Source organism: Streptomyces sp. NPDC007162 (genome assembly GCF_040634175.1).
Classification (GTDB): domain Bacteria; phylum Actinomycetota; class Actinomycetes; order Streptomycetales; family Streptomycetaceae; genus Streptomyces.
Genome location: NZ_JBEYFC010000038.1, coordinates 1 through 23,819, shown reverse-complemented (window position 1 = coordinate 23,819; position 23,819 = coordinate 1). Strand labels below are relative to the sequence as shown.

The following is a 23,819-nucleotide window of genomic DNA, read 5'->3' as shown; positions in this document are numbered from 1 at the left end:
ATGAGCGGCTACACGGCCCACTTCAGAGTGTGGCGGGGTGACATCGAGGGCGGCGGCCTGACGGACTTCGAGGTCGAGGTGAACGAGGGCGAGGTGGTCCTCGACATCATCCACCGCCTCCAGGCCACCCAGGCGCCCGACCTGGCCGTCCGCTGGAACTGCAAGGCGGGCAAGTGCGGTTCCTGCTCGGCGGAGATCAACGGCCGGCCGCGGCTGATGTGCATGACCCGGATGTCCGTCTTCACGCAGGACGAGACCATCACGGTCACCCCGCTGCGCGCCTTCCCGGTGATCCGCGACCTCGTCACGGACGTCGGCTTCAACTACCAGAAGGCCAGGGAGGTCCCGGCGTTCGTGCCGCCCGCCGGGGTCGGCCCCGGCGAGTACCGGATGTTCCAGGAGGACGTGGACCGGTCGCAGGAGTTCCGCAAGTGCATCGAGTGCTTCCTGTGCCAGGACACCTGCCATGTGGTGCGCGACCACGAGGAGAACAAGACGGCGTTCGCGGGCCCGCGCTTCCTGATGCGGGTGGCCGAACTGGACATGCACCCCCTCGACGCGGCCGACGCGTCCGGCCTGGACCGCAAGCGCACGGCCCAGGACGAACACGGCCTCGGCTACTGCAACATCACCAAGTGCTGCACGGAGGTGTGCCCCGAGGGCATCCACATCACGGACAACGCGCTGATCCCCCTGAAGGAGCGGGCCGTGGACCGCAAGTACGACCCGCTGGTGTGGCTCGGCTCGAAGATCAGAAGGCGTCCGGCAGGAGGCTGAGGGCCTGCCGGAGGTTGGACTCGGCGATGTCCCGCATCTGTTCGCGCTCCGGGAAGTCGCCGTCGAGCAGCCTGAGCGGTCCGGCGACGAGGTTCAGGTGCATCGCCAGCCGGTACAGCCGCAACCGGTCCTCGTCGAGTTCGGCGGTGCGCAGCACGTCGTAGGCCGGACCGAAGCGGAGCTGAAGGAAGACGTGCTCCCATTCGGCGTCGAAGTACATCAGGCCTTCGATGTCGATGAGTGCGGGGTCGCCCTCCTCGGTCACCAGGACGTGGTCCGGGCCGAGTTCGCCGTGCACGAGGGAGGCGTGGTCGCGGGGCTCGACCGCGTCGAAGAGCTCGCGGATCCGCTCGGTCAGCGCCCGGCGGGACGCGCGCACCCGGGGATCGCGCTCGGCCAGTTCGGCGATGTCGTGCACCGCCCGGTCGGCGACGACCTGTTCGCAGGAGTCGCCGAGGGGCTTGCCGCCCTCCTCCACGAGGGCGGCCTTGCCGTATCCGGCGGCGGTGCACTCGCGGAGCACGCCGAGCGTCCCCGCGAGCCGGGCGAGCGGCACCCGGGCCGCTCCCGGGTCGCTGCGCAGCAGCACCTCCAGGCTGCCGCCGCGGACGTCCTCGACGACCGCCGCGTACGACGGCAGGTACTCGGCCTCCTCGTCGACGAAGAGCAGGCGCGGGGTGCGCACGCCGAGTTCGGTCAGCCGGTCGTGGGCCGACAGGAAGAGGCCGAGTCCCGAGGCGTGCGCGAAGGGGTCGCGGATGTCGGCGTCGGCGGGACCCCAGTAGTCCTCCTCCGGGGACCAGACGTAGGCGATCGCGGAGCGGCCGTTGTCGAGGGCGAGCCGGTAGACACCTTTCTTGGATCCGCCGCGCAGCCGGGTGACGGCGGCGGGAACCTTGCCGAGGGCCTCGCGGGCGAGCGGTGCGAGGTCGTCACGGGTGAGGTGGGCACGAGCGGTTGTCATGGCGTACGAACCCAGTCCTTCCGATAGGAGGTCCAGTCATCCTCGGTGGCGGCGAAGTCGACGTAGAGGGCGACGCCGAAGTTAGCGCGATCCGGGGCCGCGCGTGATAGTCCCAGCCGAACCCCTCGCACGGCCGCCGGGACGGTCTCGGCGTGCGCCCAGTGGCCGAAACGGTTCTCCCGGTAGAAGGGCAGCCCCATCAGAAGATCGGTCCCGGCCGGGGTGACCTCGATCGCGAGGCTGGTCTGCTGGGCGACATAGCCTCCGTACAGGCTCTCCAGCGGTTGCATGGTGTCGTACGACATCACGGCGATCTGGTCGACCCGGCGGGCGACCTGACCGAAGTATTCCTGTGACCACCATTTGGGATGACCGGTGAGAGTCCCCCAGAAGGAGTGAAAGGCCGGGAGCGGATCGATCTGGTGTGCGGCCACGGACAGCAACGGGGTCACGGGGCGCAGGGCGTCGAGCAGGGCGAGGTAGTTCCGGTCGCCGGAGTGCAGGGGCTCCAGGTCGAAGTGGACGCCGTCGAACCCGGCGGCGACGGTCTCCCGGGCGGAGGCGACGACGGCGGCCCGCGTCTCCGCCTTCTCCAGGTGCATGGCGTACGGCTTCTCCGGCGCGAGTTCGTCCCCCAGCCAGGCCTGCACCCGCACGCCCGGCAGCTTTCGATGCACGGCCGTTATCAGCCAACGGGCCTCGGGGTGGGCCGATGTGGGCAGCGTGCCGTTGTGTTCCAGTGGTCCGGCATGGACGTAGAGGTCGCGGATGCCGGTGCCGGCGAGCCGGGCGGCGAGGGCGGTGACGTCGGCGTCGTCCTTGCGCCCGTCGACCCAGGCGTGTCCGAGCCACAGGGCGTCCTTGTCCCGGGTGCGGGTGCCCGGCCTCGGGTCGCCGGTGTAGTTGACGCGGAGGGCGGTCTCGGCGATGAGGAGGGGGACGAGCAGCAGGAGAACGACGACAAGCCCGGCCCGCCTGGCCCGGCGCCTCCAGGGGACTCTCCTGGACCCTTCGCCCCCGCCCGCCGTACCGCCCGGCTCCGGGGCCGACGGCGGGGCCGACGCCGACTGCGGGGCCTGCTCCGGCTGCGGCTGTGATGTCGGCTCCTTCTCCGGGTGGTGTTCCATCTTCCGTCCCCCTCGTCTCGCCGTCCCCCGTGCGTCCCCGTCCCGGTCGCGGTGGCGACTGGCTGCCCATACGCTCCGAAATGTGACGTCCTTGATCCGGGGTCGGCCGAGGCATGCCACCGGGCACATAGGTGTGCGGGTGGGGCACACGGTGCTGGGCGGGGTGGCCGGGGTGGTCTGGCTGGTGTTGCCGGTGATGACGAACGTGGCTCAGGACCCGGTTCCCACCGGCGGCGGGACGTCCGCCGCAGCCTCGGCGGACGGGGCTTCGGGCACCGACTACGTACTCCCGCTGGTCGCCGTGGCGGCGGCCGGCGCACTGGGCGGCTACGGGTACGTACGGCGGATACGGCGGGCCCGCTCGCGCACCACCCCGGGGATCGTCTCCCCCCTCCCGCCGGCCCCCTCGCCCGTCGACCTGGAACGGCAGGCCCGCGCCTCCCTCGTCCTCGCCGACGACTGCGTCCGCACCAGCCGGGAGGCCCTCGGCCACGTCGACGCCGGCGAGGCCGTCGTACGGGCCCTGCGCTCCGCCCGGACCGAGCTGTCGGCCGCGTTCGCGATCTGGCAGCGGTACGAGGAGGGGGTGCCGGAGGACGCCGGCGGCCGGCGCCAGGCGCTGGCGGGGGTGATCGGGCGGTGCGCGGAGGCCGGACGCCAACTGGACGCCCAGGCGGCCGGGTTCGACGCCGAGTGGGACAGGGGGGAGGCGCTCGCGGCGGCCGAGGGACGGTTCCGGGAGCTGGCCGCGCGGACGGGCGGCGTGCAGAGCGCGCTGGCCCAGGCGGGCGAGCGGTACGGGGCGGTTGCCGTCGACCCGGTCCGCGGCCATGTCGAACAGGCCAAGGACCGGTTGGTGTTCGCGACCGGGCGGCTCAACCAGGCGCGTCAGGGCGCGGATTCCGGCGACGGTGACGGGTACCGGCGGGCGTTGTGCGCGGCCGAGGGTGCCGTGGCGCAGGCGGGCGTGCTGCTGGACGCGGTGACCCGGCTGGTGGCGGAGCTGCGGACGGCGGCGGGGCTGCTGCCGGCCGCCCTGACGGGCGGGGAGGCGGAGCTGGCGGGGTTGCGGGGGACCGCCCTCCCGGCCCGGCTGGCCCATGCCGACGTGGTGCTGGCCGCCGTACGCGGGGAGCTGACGGGGGGGCCGTACGACCCGCTGGACGCCCTGCGCCGGGTGGTGCGGGCGCTGGAGGGGACGGGGGGCGGACGGGCCGGGGTGATCGCGGCGGGGGCGGAGCTGGTGGCGCGCAGCGCGCTGGGGGTGGCGGACGACTTCGTCGAGGTGCACCGCGGGGCGGTGGGGGTGCAGGCACGGGCGCTGCTGGCGGAGGCGGGGTCGGCCGCGCCGGCGGACGCGGACCGGCTGGCGCGGCGGGCGCGGGAGGTGGCCGGACGGGATGTACGGGCGCACGGGAACCCGTTCGCCGGACCGGCCGCGCACGAGAGCGGGCTGGCGGGGGTGGTGCTCGGGGGTGTGCTGCTGGGTGAGGAGGGGGACGGGGGGCCCGTGGTGGCGTTCGGGGGGCCGGAGACGCGGGGGCGGTGGGGGTAGCGCGGGAGGGGGTGGGGGGCGGCGCGTGGTCGGGCGGGTGCGGGTGGGTTGTGGCCGATCGCGCCGCGTCTGACGAACCGGCCGGGACCGACCCCGCTCAGAACAGGCTGAGCAGCGCCTCCGCGGGGTCGGTCAGTCCCGTTTCCCCGTCCGGCAGCGGCAGCTCGAACCACACCGTCTTCCCCCGGGGCGTCCGGCGTGAGCCCCACGCCGCGCTGAGCAGGCCGACCAGTTGCAGTCCGCGCCCGCCCTCGTCGGTGTCCCGCGCCCTGCGGCGCCTCGGCTGGACCAGTCCGGAGTCCCAGACCTCGCACACCAGGGTGCGGTCGAGCAGGAGACGCAGCCGTATCTCGCCCTCGCCGTACCGCAGGGCGTTGGTGACCAGCTCGCTGACCAGGAGCTCCGTCGTGTCGACCAGCGGTTCGAGGTCCCAGCTGAGCAACTGGCCGCGCGCGTACTCCCGGGCGCGTCCCACACTGCGCGGCTCGCGCGGCAGCGTCCAGTCGCCGACCTGCTCGGCGGGCAGCCCCTGTACACGTGCCATGAGCAAGGCGATGTCGTCCTCGCCGTGGTGCGTGTCGAGGGTGTTGAGGACGTGGTCGCAGACGTCCTCCAGGGGCTGTGAGGGGTCGGTGAGGGCGCCGACGAACGCCTGGAGCCCCTCGTCCAGGGGATGGTCGCGGGATTCGACGAGACCGTCGGTGTAGAGCGCGAGGAGGGAGCCCTCGGGGAGGTCCACCTCGACCTCCTCGAACGGCTCGCCGCCGACACCGAGCGGCATGCCGGGCGGGACGTCGAGCATCAGGGCCGTCTCGCCGGGTTCGACCAGTACCGGCGGCAGGTGGCCGGCGTTGGCGAACGTGCAGCGCCTGGTGACGGAGTCGTAGACCGCGTACACGCACGTCGCGAGGTAGACCTCGGACAGGTCGGCGTCGCGGGGCTGGCGGGCCGTGCGGGTGGCCTGCTGGACCCCGCCGGGGGTGCCGAGCCCGCGGGCGATCTCGTCGAGCGCGGACAGCACCTCCGCCGGTTCGAGGTCGAGCAGGGCCAGCGTGCGGACGGCCGTGCGCAGTTCGCCCATCGCGACCGCCGCGCGCAGCCCGCGCCCCATCACGTCGCCCACCACCAGCGCCGTGCGGTGGCCCGGGAGTTCTATGACGTCGAACCAGTCGCCGCCGACCTCGGTCGCCGCGTTGCCGGGCAGGTAGCGGCAGGCGATGTCGAGACCCGAGGCCTCGGGGTCGCCGGGCGGCAGCAGGGACCGTTGCAGTATCAGCGCGCGTTCGTGCTCCCGGCGGTAGAGGCGGGCGTTGTCGATGCAGACCGCGGCGCGGGCGGCCAGTTCGACCGCGAGGTCCCGGTCGCGGTCCCCGAACGGTTCGCTGCCCTTGGTGCGGGCGAACTGGACGAGGCCGACGACCGTGTCGTGGGCGACCATCGGGACGGCGAGCGTGGACTGCACCAGGCCGCCGTCGGAGGCGGGCACGTACTGCGGGCGTGCGGTGCGCAGGGCGTCCGCGCAGGGCGAGTTGAACGGGTAGTGGTGGACCGCGCCGACGGCGACCGGGGCGCCGCCGCCCACGAAGGGCTCGTCGGAGACCGCGCTGGCGAAGGCGACCCGGCGCAACTCCGCGCTGCCGTCGGCCAGTCCCGGCGGGGTCTCGTCGCCGGCCAGCAGCCCCTGGTAGAGGTCGACGGTGGCGAGGTCGCAGAAGCCGGGCACGACCACGTCGAGGAGTTCGCGGGCGGTGGTCTCCAGGTCGAGCGAGTTGCCGATGCGGGCACCGGCCTCGTTGAGGAGGGCGAGGTTGCGCCGGGCGGCGGCGGCCTCGCGGGCCGCGGCGCGGCGGGCGGTGATGTCCAGGCCCAGCCAGGCGATGCCGATGGGACGGCCGGTGCCGCTGTGCACCCGGTAGAGGTTGATGGACCAGTGCCGGCGCTCCTCGGAATCCGGCACGAAGCCCGTGACGTGCATGTCGGTGATGGAGTTGCCGGTCTCCAGGACCCGGCGCAGGGTGGCCGCGACCCGCTCGGCCTCCGCACGGGGCAGGTAGTCGTGGACGCCCTTGCCCCGGTGGTCGTCGGGGGTGCCGCCGAAGATGGAGGAGAACCGCAGGTTGGCGCGGCGGATCCGGAGGTCGGGGTCGATCAGCAGGAAACCGAAAGGAGATTGACCGAATATCGACTGCGAGGCGGCCAGGTCGGTCTCGATGCTGCGCAGGGTGCGGACGTCGACGACGATGCACACGGCCGCGTTCTCGCCCTCGGCCGTACGGGTGGGCATGACGTAGACCTCGGCGAGACCTTCCTCGCCGCGCGCGCCGTCCGGGCCGTCGGGCATCCGGAACGGGACCACTCCGGTCCACTCCCGCCCGTCGAGGATCTCGGCCATCTTCCGCTGGCCGCGCGCGCGGAGGTCGGGGTCTATGAACGCCTCGATGGGATCCATGCCGACGGCCCGCTCGGCGGGGATGCCGAAGATCTGCTCGGCGCGCAGGCTCCACTGGTCGACCAGGCCGCCGGCGCCGATGGAGAACGAGGCGACCTTGATGTAGTCGTAGATCGAGCCGGGTGGGCTGCTCTGCCACATGGCGTCGCCAGGGGCCGCGGCCTCTACCGCGGTCCCCGCCCTCACGCCGTCCGACGGATCCTCGGACTCCGTGGCCTCAGCTGGTATCTCGCTCACGCGAACCGTCCCCTCCAGCTCACCGCGCCCGGCACCGGTCACCGGGTGCGGCTGCCCGCAGTATCCAGCACTACGGCGCCGCCTGACACGGTGTTCACGATCACAGCACGGTCCAGGCGATTTCCGGACCGGTCCGTGACAACACTTCCAGTCTTCTAACCAGGGGACACGCCCTCGAACCACGCTGTGTGGCACCCGTTGCGGGGCCACTCCCGCGAGTGGACGGCACGGCGCCGGGTGTACATCCCGTTCACCCGGTTCACCCGGGTACGGCCAGCTCGAACCAGACCGTCTTGCCGTTGACGCCGGGGCGGGTGCCCCAGCTCCGCGAGGAGCCGGCGACCAGTTGGAGGCCGCGGCCGCTCTCGTCGTCGGGGCTGGCGGCACGTTCCCGCGGGGGGTCGGGGAGCGGGTCGGAGACCTCGACGCGCAGGGTGCCTTCCAGGTCGGCAGGGCGGACGAGGCGGACGCCGATGGGGCCGGTGGCGTGCCGCATCGCGTTGGTGACCAGCTCGCTGACCAGAAGGGCCGTGATGTCGGCGAGGGGGTCGAGACGCCAGCCCCGCAGTTGGTCTCGGACCGCGGTACGGGCGGTGCGCACGGCGCCCGGTTCCGCGGGGAAGGTCCACTCGACGGTGTCACCTTCGGTGTCGATCACACCGATCACTTCCCGTGCAACGTGCCCGCCCATGCCCGGTTTCATGGGGTTAATGGGCACATACCCGGTATCGATGGGGCATTACCGCGTAGAGGGGTGCGCTGTGGTGCGAACGAGGTAAGAGGGGAGGCCGCCGGGCGCCGCTCCCCTTACGGGGCGCTCCAGCTCGCGGCGATTTCTCGTACCGCCGGTATGTCCTGGTCCAGCCAGTTCACCGACCAGATCTGCTCCGGTGTCAGCCAGCGCAGTTCGTCGTGGTCCTGGAGGGGCTCGGGGGCGGGTGAGCCGGGGCGGAGGCGGGTGGTCCAGACACGGAGGACGTACGGGTCCCGCAGCGGCCACTCTCCCGGCACGCGGGCCACGGCCTCGGCCTCCACCCCCAACTCCTCGCTCAGTTCGCGCACCAGGGCGTGCTCGGGGGTCTCGCCGGGCTCCACCTTGCCGCCGGGCAGTTCCCAGCGGCCGGCCAGGTCCGGGGGTGCGCTGCGGCGGGCCGCGAGCAGGCGGCCGGCGTCGAGCAGGGCGGCTCCGACCACCACGATCCGTTCGCTCATGGCCCGGAGCCTACGGGAGGCTCAGTTGCGGATGCCGCCGTCCCCGTTGCCGTTGCCGTGGCCGACGCGTTCGACCCAGTAGAGCTGTTTGTGTCCGCGGTCGTCGAGACTGTCGGCGATCTTCTGCGCCTCGGCCCGGGTCGCGTACCGGCCGACGCGGTAGCGATTGCCGTTGTCGTCCTGCCGTATGACGAGCCAGGGGAGAGAGACCGTGCCTTCCGTCATCGCGCCCCTCCGTATCTCCCAGCTCCCGCCCATCCCCGCCCCGTCAAGGAAACCGCACTCCGCATATGCCCGAGCGTACGCCCAACCTTTACTCAGCGAATACGCCTTTTCACAAAGAGGTACGCAACCAGCCAGAACGGCGGGGGCGCACGATGACGAGTGCGCCCATGGCACGCCTTACCTTTCGGGTCGCGGGCACGCCGGGGACAGCGGGGATCACCTGCGAGAACGGCCGGATTCCGGCGGCGGGCCACGGAAGGGGACCCGCGCCGGGCAGGCGTGAACCACCGCAAGGGTGTGCGCTACTTCACGCAGAGGTGCTCCGCGCGCTACTTCACCGGCAGGTGGTAGGAGGCGCGGTAGCGGTCCGCCGGGACGACGACGTCCGCGGTCTCCACCGGGCGGCCGGAGGCGTAGTACGTCCGCTGGATCACGAGGACCACGTGGCCGGGGACCCCGCCGAGCGTGAGCAGTTCCTCGGCGAGGCCGGGACGGGCGCCGACCTCCTCGGTGACGTTGTCCACGATGACGTCGATGGCGCGCATCCGCTCGACCACGCCCATCCCGCCGAGCGGGCCCTCCTCGGGCAGCATCACGGGGGTGCGGCCGGTGACGGCGAGGGGCTCCCAGGAGGTGGAGAGCATCATCGGCTCACCCGCGTCCCGGAACAGATAGCGGGTGCGCATCACCCGGTCGCCGACCTGGATGCCGAGCCGGTCGGCGATCGCGCTGCCGGCCGCGGCCTGCTCGCTGCTGGACTCCCAGGTGCCGCGCGCCGCCGCGTCGGCCTGCTCCTGCCGGAACGGGGTCGCGCCGCCCGCCGGACGGTACCCGGAGCGGGCCACCCGCCGGGGCACGGGCCGCTCGCGGACATAGGTCCCGGAGCCGGACCGGCCCTCGACCAGCCCCTCGGCCATCAGCACCTTGCGGGCCTCCAGGGCGACGGTGTCCGAGACGCCGTACTCCTCACGGATGCGGGCCTGGGAGGGGAGCCGGGTGTGAGGGGGCAGCGAGCCGTCGACGATCTTCTTGCGGAGATCACCCGCGACACGCAGATACGCCGGCTGCTCACCGAAAGTCACTGGCCGCTCCCATCAGGTTGTACAGACAGCTACAGCGTGGCAACCGTGGGTTGAGCGGTGCAAGCAAAGGCCAGAGAATCACTCGATGTGATGACAAAGGGTTGCGGAAGGCTTTGCGCAGGCACTTTCTCCCCGTTATGACGCCGCTCACACCTCCACGCCGGAGCCGCCCCCTCCGTTCCCCGAGCCGTCGCTCCCACCGCCGCTGCCGTCCTCGTACGCGGGCGGGACGGTGGTGAGCCCCAGAGCATCGCGTACGGTCACCGTGCGGTGCGGGTCGATCAGTTTGTACCCCTTGTCATAGTGCGGGAAGAAGGTGCCGACGTCCGGCGCCCGCGCGGCCTGCGCCCACTCGGCGCGGGCCCTGTCGAGGTCGGCGGCGAGGGCCAGGACCGGCTGTTTCGTCCCTGCGCCCCACCGGTGCGCGCGGAGCATCGCCGTCTGCTTGCCGAGCGCCGTGGCCATGCGGCCCGCCCACGCTTTGTTGCCGGACAGGTCGTCCTCGATGTACTCGGAGTCGGGCGCGGTGTCCAGGGCGGCGTTCAGGACGTGCGCGGCCCTGAGGTAGGCGAGTTGGTCGGCGGAGTAGGCCTCGGGGCCCTGGTGGTACGAGTCGGTGAGCCGGCCGCCGCTGGTGGAGCTGCCGAAGACGCAGACCACGTCCCGGTCCCCGGCGGCCCAACTGTCCTCGCTGGGCGTGAAGTAGTACACGGCGACCTCGTCGGGGACCGCCCAGACGTCCAGGACGTAGGTGTCCTCCAGGCCGTAGCAGCGGTCGTCGGCGGAGTCGCCGATCGCGTCGTCGCCCGGGTAGGCGGTGCCCTTGAGCCGGTAGGTGGCGAAGACCTCGCCGTCGTGCCCCTCGTCGCAGGCGACGGGGGTGACGTCGGTGATCAGGTCGTCGTCGAGCGCGTGGTCCGGGGTGTCGAAGCAGTCGCCCGTGCTCAGCGAGAGGCTGGAGCGGTCGCTCGCGCCCTCCTTGAAGCCCTCCCAGAAGTCGGCCGCGCCGCCCGTGGCCAGCATCAGGACCAGCAGGGCGAGCCCGATCCCGGAGAACACCGAGCCGGTCACCGCCATCGCCCTGCCGCGCTCCCCCCGCCCGCGGATCTGGGCCAGCGCGACCAACCCCAGCACCAGTCCCACCCCCGGCAGGCAGCACAGCAGCCCGAGGACGAGGGAGGCGATGGCGAGACCGTTGACGGGCGCCTGGGCCGGGTGGGGACCGTAGCCCTGGCCCCAGGGCTGGTACGGCGAGGGGTACGGCGGCTGCTGCCCGTACGGCGCCTGCGGGTACTGCGGATACTGCGGCAGGCCCGACTGAGGCGGCTGATACGGCCCTTGTTGCTGGTGGGGGCCGGGGGGCGGAGGTATGGACACCGGTACCGTGCTCCTGAGGGGGCGTCGGCCGCGCGGAAACGGACGGCTGATCTGACGTACGACTGCGCGCATCGTAGGCGCGCCGTGAACGGGGGCGGAATGAGGGTGGGCACGGCGTCCGCGGCGGCCGTGCCGCTTCCGCGCCCGCACCGGCGTTCCCGGCCCGTCCTCGTGGCGGACCGGGCCACGGGTCCCCTGCCCTTCCCCGAGTGTCCCTGGGAGGACGACGAATGAACGACACCGTCAGCGCCGTGAACGCGCTCACCGCACGCTGGGCGCGGCAGACCAGGCAGGGCACCGTCATCTCGGCCGCCGGTGTCTGGCCGCTGCTGGCCTTCCTCGCCGACGGCGCCACGGGACCCGCCCGGGACGAACTGACCCGGGCCGTGGGACTGCAGGCCGACCGGGCGGCGGCCGGCGCGCGGGAGTTACTCGCCGGGCTGGACGCGATGCCCGGCGTGGAGTCGGCCCTGGGGCTGTGGACCGACCGTGCGCTCACGTTGCACGAGCAGTGGGCGGCGGGGCTGCCCGCCGACGCGCACGGGGCGCTCGGGCCCGACGCAGCGGCGTCCCGGGAGGCGCTGGACGCGTGGGCGGCCAAGCGCACCGGTGGGCTGGTCGAGCGGATGCCGGTCCAGTTGCCGGACGGAGCCCGGCTGGTCCTGGCGACCGCGCTGGCGCTGCGCACGGACTGGCAGCACCCGTTCCGGGAGACCGTGCTGCGGCCCGGCTCCGGCCCGTGGCAGGGCCGTACCCTGGCCGGTCTGCACCGCAGCAGCGTCCGCCCGGACCGGATCGGGGTGACCGCCGGCCCGGACGGTCCGGTCACCACGGTCAAGGTGCCCGGCGGCAACGGCCTCGACGTCCATCTCCTGCTCGGCGCGGAGGGGATGGCGCCGGGGCAGGTGCTGGGCACCGGCATCGGCGTCCTGGAACGCGTCCTGCCGGTGACGACCGGCGGCCAGCTGCCCTACGGCCCCGCGGGTCCCGGCGTGGCCGTGGAGCGGCAGCCGTCCCTCACCCCGGACCCGATGCGGCTCGATGTGACGACCGTCGGGTTCGCGGTGCGCGCGGACCACGATCTGCTGCAACTGCACGGCCTGTTCGGGCTGTCCACGGCGGCCGACGCCCGCGAGGGGCACTTCCCCGGGATCAGCGCGGCGCCGCTCGCCATCGGCGCGGCCGGGCAGTCCGCGGTCGCCGAGTTCGGCCCGCTGGGCTTCCGGGCCGCCGCGGTGACGGCCGTGCTGGCGGCGCCGGGCAGCGGCCCGCCGCAGTACCAGTACGAGTCCACCGTGGTCCGGGCCGTCTTCGACCGCCCGTTCGGCTTCCTCGCCGTACACCGCGAGACCCGCCTGGTCCTGGCGGCGGGCTGGATCACGGACCCGGCCCCGGCGGGCTGAACCACCCTGGCCCACCGAGCCGAGAACCCCGGCCCGTGACCGCCGGGGGCCACGGGCGCGACGGCACGCGCGGGTTCAGGCTCCCGGTGCGATGCGGAGCCTGATGGTGCGGGCCTCGGGGCGCAGGGCGAACTCGGGCCACACGTCCGGCCCGCAGGCCCGGGAGCCGAGGCCGTGCTGGACCGCGTCGATGATCAGGTGGCTGGTGGCGGACTCCGGGAGTTCGAAGGGGTGGGCGGCGCGGGCGAGTTGCTGCGGGGTGTGGCGGGCGAGGGTGAAGCCGGGGCGCCGCCCGCGCGGGTCGGGCAGGGCCGTCAGGCGCAGGACGTCGGTGTCGCCGCTGGTCAGCGTCAGGTGCCGCAGCCCGGAGCGGTGGCCGGTCTCCTGGGGGCGCGCGTAGTCGACCGAGAGGTCCGCCACGCCGGCCGTGAAGTGGCCGGTGCGGGCCGCGCGCATGCTGTCGGGGTAGGACTCCAGGGGACCGAGGCCGAACCACCGGGCGCCGTCCACGGGTGCCGTCGCGTCGGGCAGTTCGAAGCGCACCCCGATCCGCGGCCACACCGTGGTCCAGCCGCGCGAGGGTTCGATCTCCACGCGCAGTTCCAGTTCGCCGTCCTCGACCGTCCAGACGGACTCCACGGTGACCGCGAGGGCGGAGTCGGCGGCGGAGACCCGGTCGAGGGTGCGCAGGGCGTCCGTGGCCTGCTCCACGCCGATGCGGCGGGTGGTCAGCCGGTCGAGTCCGTCGCGCCGCCAGAGTTCGGCGCTGGACACCTCGACGAGGCTCGCGTCACTGCCCTCCAGCCGGTCGGCGGTGCCCTCGTCGTTGTCGGTGGGCGCCCGGAACAGTTCCAGCCGCGGGCCGGTCACCGGGCGTCCGGCGAGACGGGTGAGGGAGCCGCCGGTGAACTCGGCGATGCCGAGGGCTAGGGTGCCCTCCCCCGGCCGCCAGCCGGTGCGGGGCCGGGCCGCGGGCACCGGGCGCCGTACCGAGCGGTCCAGTTGGGCGGTGGCGACCTCGTGCCCCTCGGGCGCCCAGGCGGTCTCGGCCGCCAGCACCGCCTCGACCGTCAGCCAGGTCTCGGCGTCCGCCGCGGCCGCGACCGGCGGCAGCGCCACCCGCGCCGACTCGCCCGCCGCGACCACCGGTACCTCCAGGTCCCCCGCGGCCACGGGGTTTCCGTCGTGCTCGACGCGCCAGCGGAAGCGCAGGTCGGAGGTGTCGGCCGAGTGCCGCAGGTTGGTGACGGCGAGTTCGCCGCCGTCGAACGCGAACCGGATCGGCTGCACGACGGCCTTGTACTCGTACAGGCCGGGCGTCGGCACGTCGTCGCTCAGCACCATGCCGTCCATCACGAAGTTGCCGTCGTGCACGACCTCCCCGAAGTCCCCGCCGTACGCGTAGTACGGCGTCCCGTCCGGGGCGGTGGCCGAGATGCCGTGGTCGCGCCACTCCCAGACGAAGCCGCCGTGCAGCCGCGGGTGCCGGTGGACGAGCTCCTCGTACTGGTCGAGGGCGCCGGGGCCGTTGCCCATGGCGTGGGCGTACTCGCAGAGCAGGAAGGGCTTGGTGCGCTGCCGGGCGCCCTGGGCCGGGGTGCAGCCCAGCAGCGGGGCGGTGGAGCCGTCGGTGCCGATCTGCTCGGTCTCCGGCACCGTCGAGTACATCCGGGAGTACACGTCGGTGTAGTCGCCGGTGTAGTCGCCCTCGTAGTGCACGGGACGCTCGGGGTCGCGGGCGTGCACCCAGGCCGACATGGCGGCGAGGTTGGCGCCGGTGCCGGCCTCGTTGCCGAGCGACCAGAGCACGACGCAGGGGTGGTTCTTGTCCCGTTCCACGGTGCGCTCGACGCGGTCCAGGCAGGCGGCGCGCCAGGCCGGGTCGTCGCTGGGGTTGCCGGCCCAGCCGACCTTCTCGAAGCCGTGGGTCTCCAGGTCGCATTCGAGGACGACCCAGAAGCCGAGTTCGTCGGCGAGGTCGAGCAGCCGGGGGTGCGGCGGGTAGTGGCTGGTGCGGATGGCGTTCACGTTGAACCGCTTCATCCGGGCCAGGTCCGCGCGGGCGTGCGCCTCGTCGAAGACCCGGCCGCGCTCGGGGTGGGTCTCGTGCCGGTTCATGCCGTGGAAGACCACCCGGCGGCCGTTGACCAGGAACCGGTCGCCGCGGATCTCGACGGTGCGGAAGCCGACCCGCAGGGCGACGGTCTCGGCGGCCGAGGAGACGGTCGCGTCGTACAGGCGGGGCAGTTCGGCGGACCACGGCTGCACGGCGGCCACCTCGACCGGTGCCACGTCGGCCGCCGTCTCCCAGACCTGCTCGACGCCCAGTTCGGGGATGCGCAGGGTGACCGGGAACGCGCTCGCGCCGGCGGTGATCTCCGCCTCGACGCGGCCGCGCCCGTCGTCGTACCCCGTCCGCAGCCAGACGTCCTCGACGCCGCCGGCCGGGCGGGCCAGCAGGGTGACGTCCCGGAAGATGCCGGGCAGCCACCACTGGTCCTGGTCCTCCAGGTAGCTGGCCGCCGACCACTGGTGCACGCGTACGGCGACGACGTTGTCCCCGGGGCGGACGGCGGACGTCACGTCGAACTCGTGGGCCAGCCGGCTGCCACTGGCGCCGCCGATCTCGACGCCGTTCACCCACACCCGGAACAGCGACTCCACACCGTCGAAGCGCAGCAGGACCCGCTCGGCGTCCCGCCAGTCCTCCGGGAGGTCGAAGTGCCGGCGGTAGTCGCCGGTGGGGTTCTCGTCGGGGACGTGCGGCGGGTCGATGGGGAACGGGAACTGGACGTTGGTGTAGATCGGGCGGCCGTGGGCGCCGTCGCCCTCCAGCACCCAGTGGGCGGGCACCGGGATGCTGTCCCAGCCGCGGTCGTCGAAGTCCTCGGTCGCGAAGTCCTCGGCCACGGCCGCGGTGGGCGACAGCCGGAAGTGCCAGGGGCCGTTCAGCGAGACGGCGGGCGCGTCGGAGTGCAGCCAGGAGCGGGCCGGACGCAGGTCGCCGTGGCAGGGCGCGGGGTCCGACACGTGCGCGGGGAGCGAGGAGCGCAAGAGGTCACAACCTTCTGTTCAGCGGGTGGCAGCCGGTACCGTGAGCGCTCACGGGAGCGGTAACGGGAGGCGTTTGGGAGTGTGGGCTCCGGTGCGCGGGAGTGTCAAGACCGAGGCTCCGGGACACGGCATACTCGGTGTCCCTGCGACGTCCTGCGACGCGGGCGTGTCGGCTGTTTCGTGGAGGTGAGTGATGGCGTCGTCGGGGACCGGCCCCCGCAGGGTGACGATCGACGATGTGGCCGAGGCCGCCGGGGTGTCCCGGCAGACCGTGTCACGGGCGCTCAACGACAAGGGCGAGATCGGCGTCTCCACCAAGCAGCGCGTCCTCGACGCGGCCCTCGCGCTGGGGTACCGGCCGAGCAGGTTCGCCCGGGGGCTGGTGCGGCAGGACACGGTCAGCGTCGGCCTGGTGATCCCGGATCTGCTCAACCCGTTCTTCACGGAGGTCGCCGCCGCCGCGCTGGACGCGGCCCGTGGCCGCGGCTGGCACGTCGTCGTGTACGACACCGGTGACCGCGTCGAGGAGGAGCGGGGCACGCTGGAGGTGATCGCCTCGCAGGTGGACGCGGTCGTGGGCTATCTGAGCCTGCCGGAGGAGGAGATCGCCCGGCTGACCCGGGGGCTGCCCGTCGTCCTCATCGACCGCGCGCACCGCGGCGAACGGTTCAGTTCGATCCGGATCGACGGCGAGGCGGGCGTCCACGCGGCGATCCGGCACCTCACCGGGGCGGGCCACCGGCGCATCGGCATGCTGGACCACATGGAACGGTCCGAACCGAGCGTCCGGCACGAGTGGTTCGACGCCGCGATGGCCGCGTGCGGGCTGGACGCCGGTTCGGTGGCCCGCGCCGACCAGAGCGCGGAGGGCGGGGAGCGGGCGCTCCAGGAACTCCTCGCGGAACACCCCGACGTGACCGCCGTGTTCGTCTTCAACGACATCATCGCCTTCGGGGCGCTGCGGGCCGCCCGCCGCATGGGCCGCGAGGTCCCCGGAGACCTCGCGGTGATCGGCTTCGACGGTCTGCGGCTGGGCGCGCTGGTGGAACCCCCGCTGACCACGGTGGCCCTGGACACCCGCGGCCTCGGGGCACTCGCGGTCGAGCAGACGGCGAGGCTGCTGACCGGGAGCGGTCCCCTGCCGGCCGACGAACTGGTGGTGGGGGCCGAGCTGCGGCTGCGGGGGTCGGGGTAGCGGCGCGGACCGCCGGGCCCCCGGGGCTCGCCCGGCCCGGGGGTTCACCTGGGCCCCGGGGTTCACTCGGGTTCGGTGCCGCGTGCGGCCGGCACGCCCAGGCGGGCCTGTTCCTCCTCGACGATCCGGCGGGCCAGGTCGGCGTCCGACACGTCAATCGCGTCCGGGGTGGCCTCGGCGACCGCGCTGCGGCGCGCGTAGGCGTCGAACAGGCGGGTCTTCCGCTCCAGCATCCGCACCAGGCGTTCGTCCACTCCCCCGGTGGCGAGCAGGCGGTGCACGCGGACCGGTCTGACCTGGCCCATGCGGTGGGCCCTGGCCACCGCCTGGTGCTCAATGGTGGGCTTGATCTGAGGCTCGCAGATGACGACGACGGAGGCGGCCTGGAGGTTGAGGCCGATGCCGGCCGCCTGGATCTGCGCGAGGAGCACGGCGGGGCCCGGGGCGGCGGCGTAGTCGTCGACGGTCTGCTGCCGCCGCGCGGCGGGCACGGCGCCGGTGAGGGGGCCGAAGACATCGGTGCCGTCGGCGAGTGCGCCGGCGAGTGCGTCCCGGACCACCTGCAGCACGTCCTTGAAGTAGGAGAAGACCACGGTCTTCTGCCCGTTCTCGGCGGCCTCCTCGACGATCTCCCGGAGCCGCTCCAGCTTGGCCGACCCCTCGGGGCGCGCGTACGCGGCCCTGCGCATCGCCATGAAGTTCCCGGAGCGCACGGCCTCGCGGTAGGCCTCCTCGTCCGAGGAGCTCAGCTCCTCCCACTCGTCGGTCCGCTGCAGGCTGGGGAGTTCGGTGAGCACGTCCTGCTGGTTGCGCCGCAGATAGACGGGGGCGACGGCCTTGCGGAAGGCGACCGAGCCGGCCAGGGCGTCCCCGTCCTCCAGGGCTTTCGCGATCCCGTCGTCGAGCATCCCGACCAGGTTGCGGAACTCCGCGACCCGGTTCTCCATCGGGGTTCCGGTCATGAACAGGGTGCGCTCGCAGCGATCGGCCCACTGGGCCACCGCCTGGGACCGCTTGGCCTTCGGGTTCTTGACGGTGTGCGCCTCGTCGACCACGAAGAGGCCGACCTCGCCGCCGCCCGGTGCGGGAAATCCGCGCAGGGCGTCGAACGTGGTCACCGCGACCCCGCCGCGCCCCTTCCAGTCGGCGAACGCGTCGTGCCGGTCGGGGCCGTGCAGCAGCAGGACGCGCAGGGCGCTGCGGGCCTCGATCTCCCGGGTCCAGTTGACGAGGACGCTCGCGGGGCACACCACCATGAGGTGGCTCTGCCCCTCGGCGGCCAGGTGGGCCAGCACGGCGATCGCCTGGATGGTCTTGCCGAGGCCCATCTCGTCACCGAGGACCACCTTGCGCTGCGCGAGGGCGAACCGCGCTCCGAAGGCCTGGTAGCCACGCAGGGAGACCCGCCGGTACGCGTCGTCGAGGTGCTGGGTCCGTACCCGCTCGGCGATCTCGTCCGGCAGGAAACCCTCGGCGGCCGCGATGTCGGGGGCCGGTCCGGAGATCTCGGCGAGCAGGCTGTAGTAGTCGGCCGAGCGGAGTTCGAAATCCGTCCAGGCGGCGAGGTCGGACGACGGCCCGCGGAGCAGGTCGACCGAGGCCTGGGCGAACAGTTCGGGCAGTTCCGCCCGCTCCGCCTCGTCCAGCAGGGAACGGATCTCCGTCACCGCCGCCAGCGCCCGGGCCTTCTTCTCCCGGCCGGCCAGGAGCATCCGGAACCGACCGGCCGTGGGCTCGGCGGCGGCCTGCAGCAGGCCCAGCCGCTCGGCCAGGGCGGCCGCCCGGTCGACGGCGCGCCGCGCCTGAGGCCCCGCCTCCACCAGCACGTGCAGAGCCCTGACGAGCGCGGTGGTGCCGGGGTCCGGCCGGTCCACGTCGATGTGGACGGCCACGGTCTCGTGGACGGCGTCGCGGAGCCTGCGGGCCGCGGCGAGCATCTGGTCGACGGTGCGCTGCCCCACCCCGGGGATCTGCCGCAGCCGGTAGGAGCCCGCGTCGAGCACGTCGCCAACCGTGCGCAGCCCGCTCCGCTCCACGCCGCCCAGCCGCAGCCGCCCTTCGGTGACGTCCTGCAGCCGGGTGACCGGGATGGCGTCGAGTTCCCGTCGTACCGCGGCGTCGTGGATCGGGGTCAGTGCGGCCCGTACCGCCGCCACGGCCCCGTCGTGGTCCGCGACCACGTTCCGGGCCGCCTCGCACAGCCGCGTCCCCCTCGCGACCGCTTCCCGCTCGCCCCGCCCCACGTGCCCCGCCCCTCACTCGCCCTCCCCGCATCCTCCCACCGTCCCCGGATCCCCCGTGCTCCAGCGCACGGCCGGTACTCAGGGGCGGCCCGCGGCCGGGGGCCTCAGCTCGTCGCCGCGGGCCCGCAGGCGCGGCGTGCGCGGCGGTCGCGGCGGTCGCGGCGGTCGCGGCGGTCGCGGCAACGGGTCGCCAGCCAGAGGACGTTGACCCCGCCCAGGGTGAGCAGCACCGCCGCCGAGTCGGCGTTGCGCGCGAGGCCGTGGGCCGGCCCGAGCCCCTGGGCCGCGCGGACCAGCAGGGTCACGTCGGCGGGGAGGGTGACGGCGGCCATGAACGCCACGCAGGCAGCTGTGCCCGTCACCAGGACGACGCTGTAGAGGCGCACGGCCCGGCGCTCGTGCGGAGGCAACCGGACGCTCGGATCGGCACCGGCGGGGCGGCGCCGCGACCGCACCGCCCGCCGGTACCGGTGACGCGCGTAGGCGAGGCCGTCGCCGTACAGGTTCCGGCAGCCGGTGAGGTCCTGGAGGACGAAGTAGAGGTCGGTGCGGGTGAACACCATGAGCTGGAAGGGCAGAGGCATCAGGGCGATCACCAGGGCGGCGGCCGCCAAGCGGTGGCCCGTCGCGGCGGGGTCCGTGCAGGCGAGGGTCAGGACCAGGGCTGACGCGACGGACAGGTTGACGGCGATGCCGGCCAGGTAGGACGTCAGCCGGTGGCGGCGGGGCGCCAGTTCGATGCCGCTGATGTCGGTCTGCATGACGAGGAACTGCAACCGGGTACCCAGCCGCATCCTGCCCGGCACTCCCGCAGCGCGGGCGGTCACCAGGTGCGCCAGTTCATGGGCGAACAACAGCGTCCAGCCGGCCGCCGCCCAGGTCAGCAGGACCACGCTGCCGTGCGGGCTCCACAGCAGGTCGCGGTAGCCCGGCAGCAGCCCGGGACGGCGGACCAGGACGACGAGGGCGGCCAGCAGCAGCACCCCGGCGAGCACGGGGAGCGCGGGGTGCAGGGCGTGGCGGACGTGCTGGGGTCGCAGCCATGGCAGGGACGCCGGTGGCGGTTCGGCGTCCGGGACCGGGCGGTCCCCGATCCGGGCCACGAACCCCAGAGCGGTCAGGTCGCCGACGAAGTCCGCGATGTCGAGTTCGTCGCCGGTCTCGTCGCGCAGGACCTCCGCCGTGCGGGCCACGCTCAGTCCCTCGCCGAGGAGTTCCAGCGCCCGCGCCCCGGCCGCCGGCAGAGCGACGAAGGTCCGGGTGGCCATACGGCCCACGATCCACTCGTCCCCGTCACGTCGCACTCCGAGGTCGTGCAGCAGAACACGGGTCGACGGTCCGATCCGAGTGGGCCCCTGCGCCGCGGTGTCGTTCACGCCGACTCCCGCGGCCCGGGGCCCACCGGCTCGGTTCCGACCACCGGTTCGGTGCGCACCGCCGGTCCAGGGTGCACCACCCGTCCGGGGTGCACCGCCGGTCCCCCAGTGCCCGCCGATTCCGAGTCCGCAGCCGAGCCCACCTCGGAATTCGTCTCCGGTCTCGGGTCCTCCCCCGTACCCGCGCCGCAGGCCGGGCAGTCCGGTCGGCGGGGGAAGCGTTGCATGAGGGGGTCGCCGGGCAGCATGAGGTTGAGGCCGAAGCGGTATCCGGGGTCGATGTGCGGGATCCCGCACAGCAGGACGAGCGCGGCGTGGGCGAGCAGGCTGCCCGACAGTCCCGCGGTCACGGCGTTGACAGGGTTCCACGGCATACGGGGCGAGGCGACCTCCTCGTCCTGGCCGGGTGCGAGCCGCAGGTCCCGGCGCTCCGCCTCGGCCGTGCGCAGGCACTCCCAGCACGCACCCCGGCCGGGGGCGAAGACCCCGACGCTCACCAGCGGACCACGATAACCGGCCTCCGCCCACGGCGTACCGGAGGCCAGACAGACCTGGTTGGTCCATCTGCGGATCGCGGCCGGGCGGTCGGCGGCGAGCAGCAGGACATCGTACTCCGACGTGCCGCCGGGGCCGCCGGCCAGCAGGTCCTCCAGGTCGGCCGGCCCGCGTACCTCGCGGCGCACACCGGTCACCGTCGTGTCCGAGTTCAGGGCGTGCAACGCGGTCAGCGCCGCGTCGATCTTGGGCGTACCGAGGTCGCGCTCGCGGAAGAGCGTCTGCCGGTTGAGGTTGGACAGTTCGACGACGTCCGGTTCGACGCAGTGCAGCCGTCCCACGCCGGAGGCCACCAGGTCCCGTGCGGTGGTCCCGCCGGTCCCGCCGACACCGATCAGCAGGACCCGGGCGCGGCGCAGCCGTAGCTGCGGCTCCCAGGCGCTCTGCCGCGGCCGGAGGTCCATCCAGCGCAGCAGGGTCATCCCCCTGCCGTACCGCTCGCGTTCCCGGTCGGACAGTTCCTCCGACGGCGCGGCACCGGCGTCCTCCACGTAGCCGGCCGAGGTCAGGTCCGCGATCGCCTGGACGATGTCCGGGCCGGGCAGCGAGAGTTCCGGGTGACGGCCGGACACCTCGGCGACGATGTCCGCGGGGCTGCGCGTACCGTCCATGGCCCCGACCAGGGTCCACACCCAGCCGTCGGGGTCCCGCACCTCCGCCCCGATGCCGTGTACGACGCTGCCGATCCGCACATGTCCGTCGACCGTCCGGTAGGCCCGGTGCTCCGGCTTGATCCGAGGCCGCCGCATCGCCGGCACCGTCATCTTCGCGCCATTCTCGTCAGCCCCAACTCCCCAATGCTCAACGGACATTGACAAGGGTCACGTGTCGACCGAACGCTGGCAAGAGCACACCGACCACGGCACGCCGCAGTCGGCGACGGGAGGAGACGGCATGACGAACAAGATCGAGATCCGGCCGCTCGACAAGAAGGAGACCACCGGCGACAGCGGGGGCAACGGCGGCTCCTGACCTGATCCGGACGCGGACGATGGACCGTTATCCCACGGTCGCCGAAGTCGAGGACGCGGCGCGGCGGCTGGCCTCCCGATCCGCCGGAGCCGTCCGGCTGCGCCGGATCGGGACGTCCCGCGAGGGCCGCCCGATCCTGATGCTGTCCGTGGGACACGGGCCGCGCCACGTCCTGGTGGTGGCCCGGCCGCACCCCGACGAGCCGGTCGGCGGTGCGACCGCGATCGCCCTGGCGGAGCAGGTGGCGCACGGCGACCGGTCGTCCCCCGCGACCGATCCCGCCGTGGTCACCTGGGACATCGTTCTGTGCCTGGACCCGGACGGCGCCGCGCTGAGCCGGGGCATCGAGGAGGCGACGGCCGGGCCCCGCCACACGCTGCACGACTACTTCCGCGCCGCCTACCGTCCCGTCGCGGCGGAACAGCCGGAGTGGGCGCCCCTCGAAGGTGGGCAACTCCCCGAGAGCCAGGCGCTGTTCCGGGTGATCGACGAACTGCGGCCGTTCCTCCAGTGCTCCCTGCACGGCGTCGAGGCGGGCGGCAGCTGGGTCCAGTCGACCCGCGACCTCCCCGGACTCGCCGTGCCCTTCATGACGTCCGCCGCGGAACTCGGCGTCCCGGTCCAGCGCGGTACGTTCGACGCCCTGTACTGGGAGAACCCCGCCCCCGGGATCTACGTCCTGCCACCGCCGGACAGCACCGGCCGGCTGGCCGCCGGGTCCGAGAACATCGGGCTGTCCACCTGGTGCGCACCTCAGCGGTACGGGGGCGCCACGGCGATCGTCGAAGTGCCCATGTGGGCGACCGACCTGGCCGGCGACCCGTCCCCGCACCCGGACGCCGCCCGCGCACTGCACGACCTGGCCGTGCTGGTACGGGACGGCGGACAGCAGGTGACGGCCGTACTCGACAAGGCGCGCGGGTTCCTGCCGACGGCGCGGGAGGACCCGTCCCGGCGTGTGCTGGAGTGGATGGCCGGCGGCCTCTACGACCTGGTCGCCGAGTCCTGGGAACCGCTGGCCCGGCAGGCGGCCGACGCGACCCGCCCCGGTGGTCCACGCCGGTTGACGACGGCCCAGGTCTGCGCCCTCGACATCGTGGCCCGCCGCCAACCCCTGCGCGCCGCAGGCCTGTTGGCACGGCTGCTGGAGGCGGCGGGCGACCCCGCGGCTGCCGCACTCCACCGCGACCTCGCCGAACTGTCCACCGCGTGGTGCGCGGACTTCGAAGAGGCCCTGCGCCTGCGCCGGGTGCCGGTGCGCCGGCAGGTGGAACTCCAGACACGCACGGTCGTGGCAGCCGCGGAGAGCGCGCTGACGACCCTGGGGTGACTCCCGTGCCCGGTGCGACGCCGAGTGGACGGCGGACGCCGGAGGACGGAAAGCCGGGCGGACGGAGGCCGGGACAGGAACACCTGTCCCAGGCCACCGGCGCCGAGCCGTGCCCCGTGGTCAGGTTCGGGTGCCGGGGACGACGAGGCCGGTTTCGTAGCCGATGATGACCAGTTGGGCCCGGTCTCGGGCGCCGAGGCGGCTCATGATGCGGCTGACGTGCGTCTTCGCGGTGAGCGGGCTCAGATGCAGGGCGTGGGCGATCTCCGTGTTGTTCAGGCCCCGGGCCACCAGGGTGAGGACCTCGCGCTCACGGGAGGACAGGGCGGCGAGGCGTTCCGCGTCGAGGCGGCCGTCCGGTGGCGGGGCCGCCTGGGGCAGACGCAGGATGCGGCCGATGACACGGGCGGTGGGCCCCGGGGAGAGCAGCGCGTCACCGGCGGCCACCGTGCGCACGCCCCGCAGCAGGTCGGCCGGGAGGGTGTCCTTGACCATGAACCCGCTGGCCCCGGCCCGCAGCGCCGCCATGATGTGCTCGTCGCTGTCGTAGGTGGTCAGCACCAGCACCCGGACGCCCGCCATGTCCTCGTCGGCGGCGATCAGGCGGGTCCCCTCGATGCCGTCCGTCTCGGGCATGCGGATGTCCATGACGACCACGTCCGCGCGTGCGCTGCGCGCCAGTTCGT

At 73.6% G+C, this 23,819-nt stretch carries 19 protein-coding genes; 6 read left to right on the top strand and 13 right to left on the bottom strand.

The features are described from left to right. Window positions 1–777: a succinate dehydrogenase/fumarate reductase iron-sulfur subunit gene (locus ABZ646_RS07145; protein WP_360513841.1), complete on the top strand. Its 777-nt coding sequence runs from the start codon at window positions 1–3 to the stop codon at window positions 775–777. On the opposite strand, the gene ABZ646_RS07140 is transcribed toward ABZ646_RS07145, so the two are convergent. Next, complete coding sequence (locus ABZ646_RS07140) at window positions 752–1,741, bottom strand: phosphotransferase (RefSeq protein ID WP_360513838.1); 990 nt, start codon at window positions 1,739–1,741, stop codon at window positions 752–754. The two genes, ABZ646_RS07145 and ABZ646_RS07140, sit on opposite strands and share 26 nt — an antisense overlap. Then, window positions 1,738–2,868: a glycoside hydrolase family 18 protein gene (locus ABZ646_RS07135; protein WP_360513835.1), complete on the bottom strand. Its 1,131-nt coding sequence runs from the start codon at window positions 2,866–2,868 to the stop codon at window positions 1,738–1,740. Before ABZ646_RS07135 ends, ABZ646_RS07140 begins: the two co-directional genes overlap by 4 nt. Before the next feature lie 82 nt (window positions 2,869–2,950). Between ABZ646_RS07135 and ABZ646_RS07130 the strand changes: the two genes are divergently transcribed. Further along, entirely contained in the window at window positions 2,951–4,423 is a 1,473-nt protein-coding gene (locus tag ABZ646_RS07130; RefSeq protein ID WP_360513832.1) for a hypothetical protein, read from the top strand. Between the two features lie 97 nt (window positions 4,424–4,520). Here the strand turns inward: ABZ646_RS07130 and ABZ646_RS07125 are convergent, their stop codons facing one another. The 6 genes from ABZ646_RS07125 to ABZ646_RS07100 form a co-directional block, all read right to left on the bottom strand. Further along, window positions 4,521–7,109 carry a SpoIIE family protein phosphatase gene (locus ABZ646_RS07125; RefSeq protein WP_360513829.1) on the bottom strand — a complete coding sequence of 863 codons (2,589 nt, stop codon included), beginning with the start codon at window positions 7,107–7,109 and terminating at the stop codon, window positions 4,521–4,523. A gap of 259 nt (window positions 7,110–7,368) precedes the next feature. After that, complete coding sequence (locus tag ABZ646_RS07120) at window positions 7,369–7,812, bottom strand: ATP-binding protein (RefSeq protein WP_360513826.1); 444 nt, start codon at window positions 7,810–7,812, stop codon at window positions 7,369–7,371. Between the two features lie 104 nt (window positions 7,813–7,916). Further along, the gene (locus ABZ646_RS07115; protein WP_360513823.1) at window positions 7,917–8,321 is read right to left on the bottom strand and encodes a (deoxy)nucleoside triphosphate pyrophosphohydrolase; all 405 of its coding nucleotides are present in this window, start codon (window positions 8,319–8,321) and stop codon (window positions 7,917–7,919) included. A gap of 21 nt (window positions 8,322–8,342) precedes the next feature. Continuing rightward, window positions 8,343–8,546, bottom strand: coding sequence for an SPOR domain-containing protein (locus tag ABZ646_RS07110; protein ID WP_360513820.1), 204 nt, complete (start codon window positions 8,544–8,546; stop codon window positions 8,343–8,345). Between the two features lie 329 nt (window positions 8,547–8,875). Next, entirely contained in the window at window positions 8,876–9,628 is a 753-nt protein-coding gene (locus ABZ646_RS07105; RefSeq protein WP_360513817.1) for a GntR family transcriptional regulator, read from the bottom strand. Window positions 9,629–9,775: 147 nt separating this feature from the next. Further along, complete coding sequence (locus tag ABZ646_RS07100) at window positions 9,776–11,005, bottom strand: DUF4190 domain-containing protein (RefSeq protein ID WP_360513814.1); 1,230 nt, start codon at window positions 11,003–11,005, stop codon at window positions 9,776–9,778. 230 nt (window positions 11,006–11,235) lie between these two features. On the opposite strand from ABZ646_RS07100, the gene ABZ646_RS07095 reads away from it, so the two are divergent. After that, window positions 11,236–12,408 carry a serpin family protein gene (locus tag ABZ646_RS07095; RefSeq protein WP_360513811.1) on the top strand — a complete coding sequence of 391 codons (1,173 nt, stop codon included), beginning with the start codon at window positions 11,236–11,238 and terminating at the stop codon, window positions 12,406–12,408. A 75-nt stretch (window positions 12,409–12,483) separates the two neighbouring features. On the opposite strand, the gene ABZ646_RS07090 is transcribed toward ABZ646_RS07095, so the two are convergent. After that, entirely contained in the window at window positions 12,484–15,462 is a 2,979-nt protein-coding gene (locus tag ABZ646_RS07090) for a glycoside hydrolase family 2 TIM barrel-domain containing protein (protein WP_360513808.1), read from the bottom strand. A gap of 193 nt (window positions 15,463–15,655) precedes the next feature. Here ABZ646_RS07090 and ABZ646_RS07085 point away from each other — a divergent pair, with 193 nt between their 5' ends. Next, the gene (locus tag ABZ646_RS07085) at window positions 15,656–16,657 is read left to right on the top strand and encodes a LacI family DNA-binding transcriptional regulator (RefSeq protein ID WP_360513805.1); all 1,002 of its coding nucleotides are present in this window, start codon (window positions 15,656–15,658) and stop codon (window positions 16,655–16,657) included. A gap of 62 nt (window positions 16,658–16,719) precedes the next feature. Here ABZ646_RS07085 and ABZ646_RS07080 read toward each other — a convergent pair whose 3' ends face one another. From ABZ646_RS07080 to ABZ646_RS07070, 3 genes are all read right to left on the bottom strand, one after another. Beyond that, window positions 16,720–18,900, bottom strand: coding sequence for a DEAD/DEAH box helicase (locus tag ABZ646_RS07080; RefSeq protein WP_360513802.1), 2,181 nt, complete (start codon window positions 18,898–18,900; stop codon window positions 16,720–16,722). 104 nt (window positions 18,901–19,004) lie between these two features. Beyond that, window positions 19,005–20,276 (bottom strand): hypothetical protein, encoded by a 1,272-nt coding sequence (locus ABZ646_RS07075; RefSeq protein WP_360513799.1) that lies wholly within the window; start codon window positions 20,274–20,276, stop codon window positions 19,005–19,007. Beyond that, window positions 20,273–21,580, bottom strand: a complete 1,308-nt coding sequence (locus ABZ646_RS07070) for a ThiF family adenylyltransferase (RefSeq protein ID WP_360513796.1) — start codon at window positions 21,578–21,580, stop codon at window positions 20,273–20,275. Before ABZ646_RS07070 ends, ABZ646_RS07075 begins: the two co-directional genes overlap by 4 nt. A gap of 76 nt (window positions 21,581–21,656) precedes the next feature. On the opposite strand from ABZ646_RS07070, the gene ABZ646_RS07065 reads away from it, so the two are divergent. Together ABZ646_RS07065 and ABZ646_RS07060 are read left to right on the top strand one after the other, a co-directional pair. Then, on the top strand, window positions 21,657–21,803 hold the full coding sequence (locus ABZ646_RS07065) for a hypothetical protein (protein WP_360513793.1): 147 nt from the start codon (window positions 21,657–21,659) through the stop codon (window positions 21,801–21,803). 19 nt (window positions 21,804–21,822) lie between these two features. Continuing rightward, on the top strand, window positions 21,823–23,133 hold the full coding sequence (locus ABZ646_RS07060) for a M14 family zinc carboxypeptidase (RefSeq protein WP_360513790.1): 1,311 nt from the start codon (window positions 21,823–21,825) through the stop codon (window positions 23,131–23,133). Between the two features lie 120 nt (window positions 23,134–23,253). Here ABZ646_RS07060 and ABZ646_RS07055 read toward each other — a convergent pair. Then, the coding region (locus tag ABZ646_RS07055) for a response regulator transcription factor (RefSeq protein ID WP_360513787.1) at window positions 23,254–23,819 on the bottom strand (566 nt) is incomplete at its 5' end.

Excerpts from the sequence above, each read along its gene's own strand:
- ABZ646_RS07115 (WP_360513823.1), bottom strand. The coding sequence starts at position 8,321 with ATGAGCGAACGGATCGTGGTGGTCGGAGCCGCCCTGCTCGACGCCGGC.
- ABZ646_RS07140 (WP_360513838.1), bottom strand. The coding sequence starts at position 1,741 with ATGACAACCGCTCGTGCCCACCTCACCCGTGACGACCTCGCACCGCTC.
- ABZ646_RS07110 (WP_360513820.1), bottom strand. The coding sequence starts at position 8,546 with ATGACGGAAGGCACGGTCTCTCTCCCCTGGCTCGTCATACGGCAGGAC.
- ABZ646_RS07145 (WP_360513841.1), top strand. The coding sequence starts at position 1 with ATGAGCGGCTACACGGCCCACTTCAGAGTGTGGCGGGGTGACATCGAG.
- ABZ646_RS07060 (WP_360513790.1), top strand. The coding sequence starts at position 21,823 with ATGGACCGTTATCCCACGGTCGCCGAAGTCGAGGACGCGGCGCGGCGG.
- ABZ646_RS07085 (WP_360513805.1), top strand. The coding sequence starts at position 15,656 with ATGGCGTCGTCGGGGACCGGCCCCCGCAGGGTGACGATCGACGATGTG.
- ABZ646_RS07120 (WP_360513826.1), bottom strand. The coding sequence starts at position 7,812 with ATGAAACCGGGCATGGGCGGGCACGTTGCACGGGAAGTGATCGGTGTG.
- ABZ646_RS07070 (WP_360513796.1), bottom strand. The coding sequence starts at position 21,580 with ATGCGGCGGCCTCGGATCAAGCCGGAGCACCGGGCCTACCGGACGGTC.
- ABZ646_RS07135 (WP_360513835.1), bottom strand. The coding sequence starts at position 2,868 with ATGGAACACCACCCGGAGAAGGAGCCGACATCACAGCCGCAGCCGGAG.
- ABZ646_RS07095 (WP_360513811.1), top strand. The coding sequence starts at position 11,236 with ATGAACGACACCGTCAGCGCCGTGAACGCGCTCACCGCACGCTGGGCG.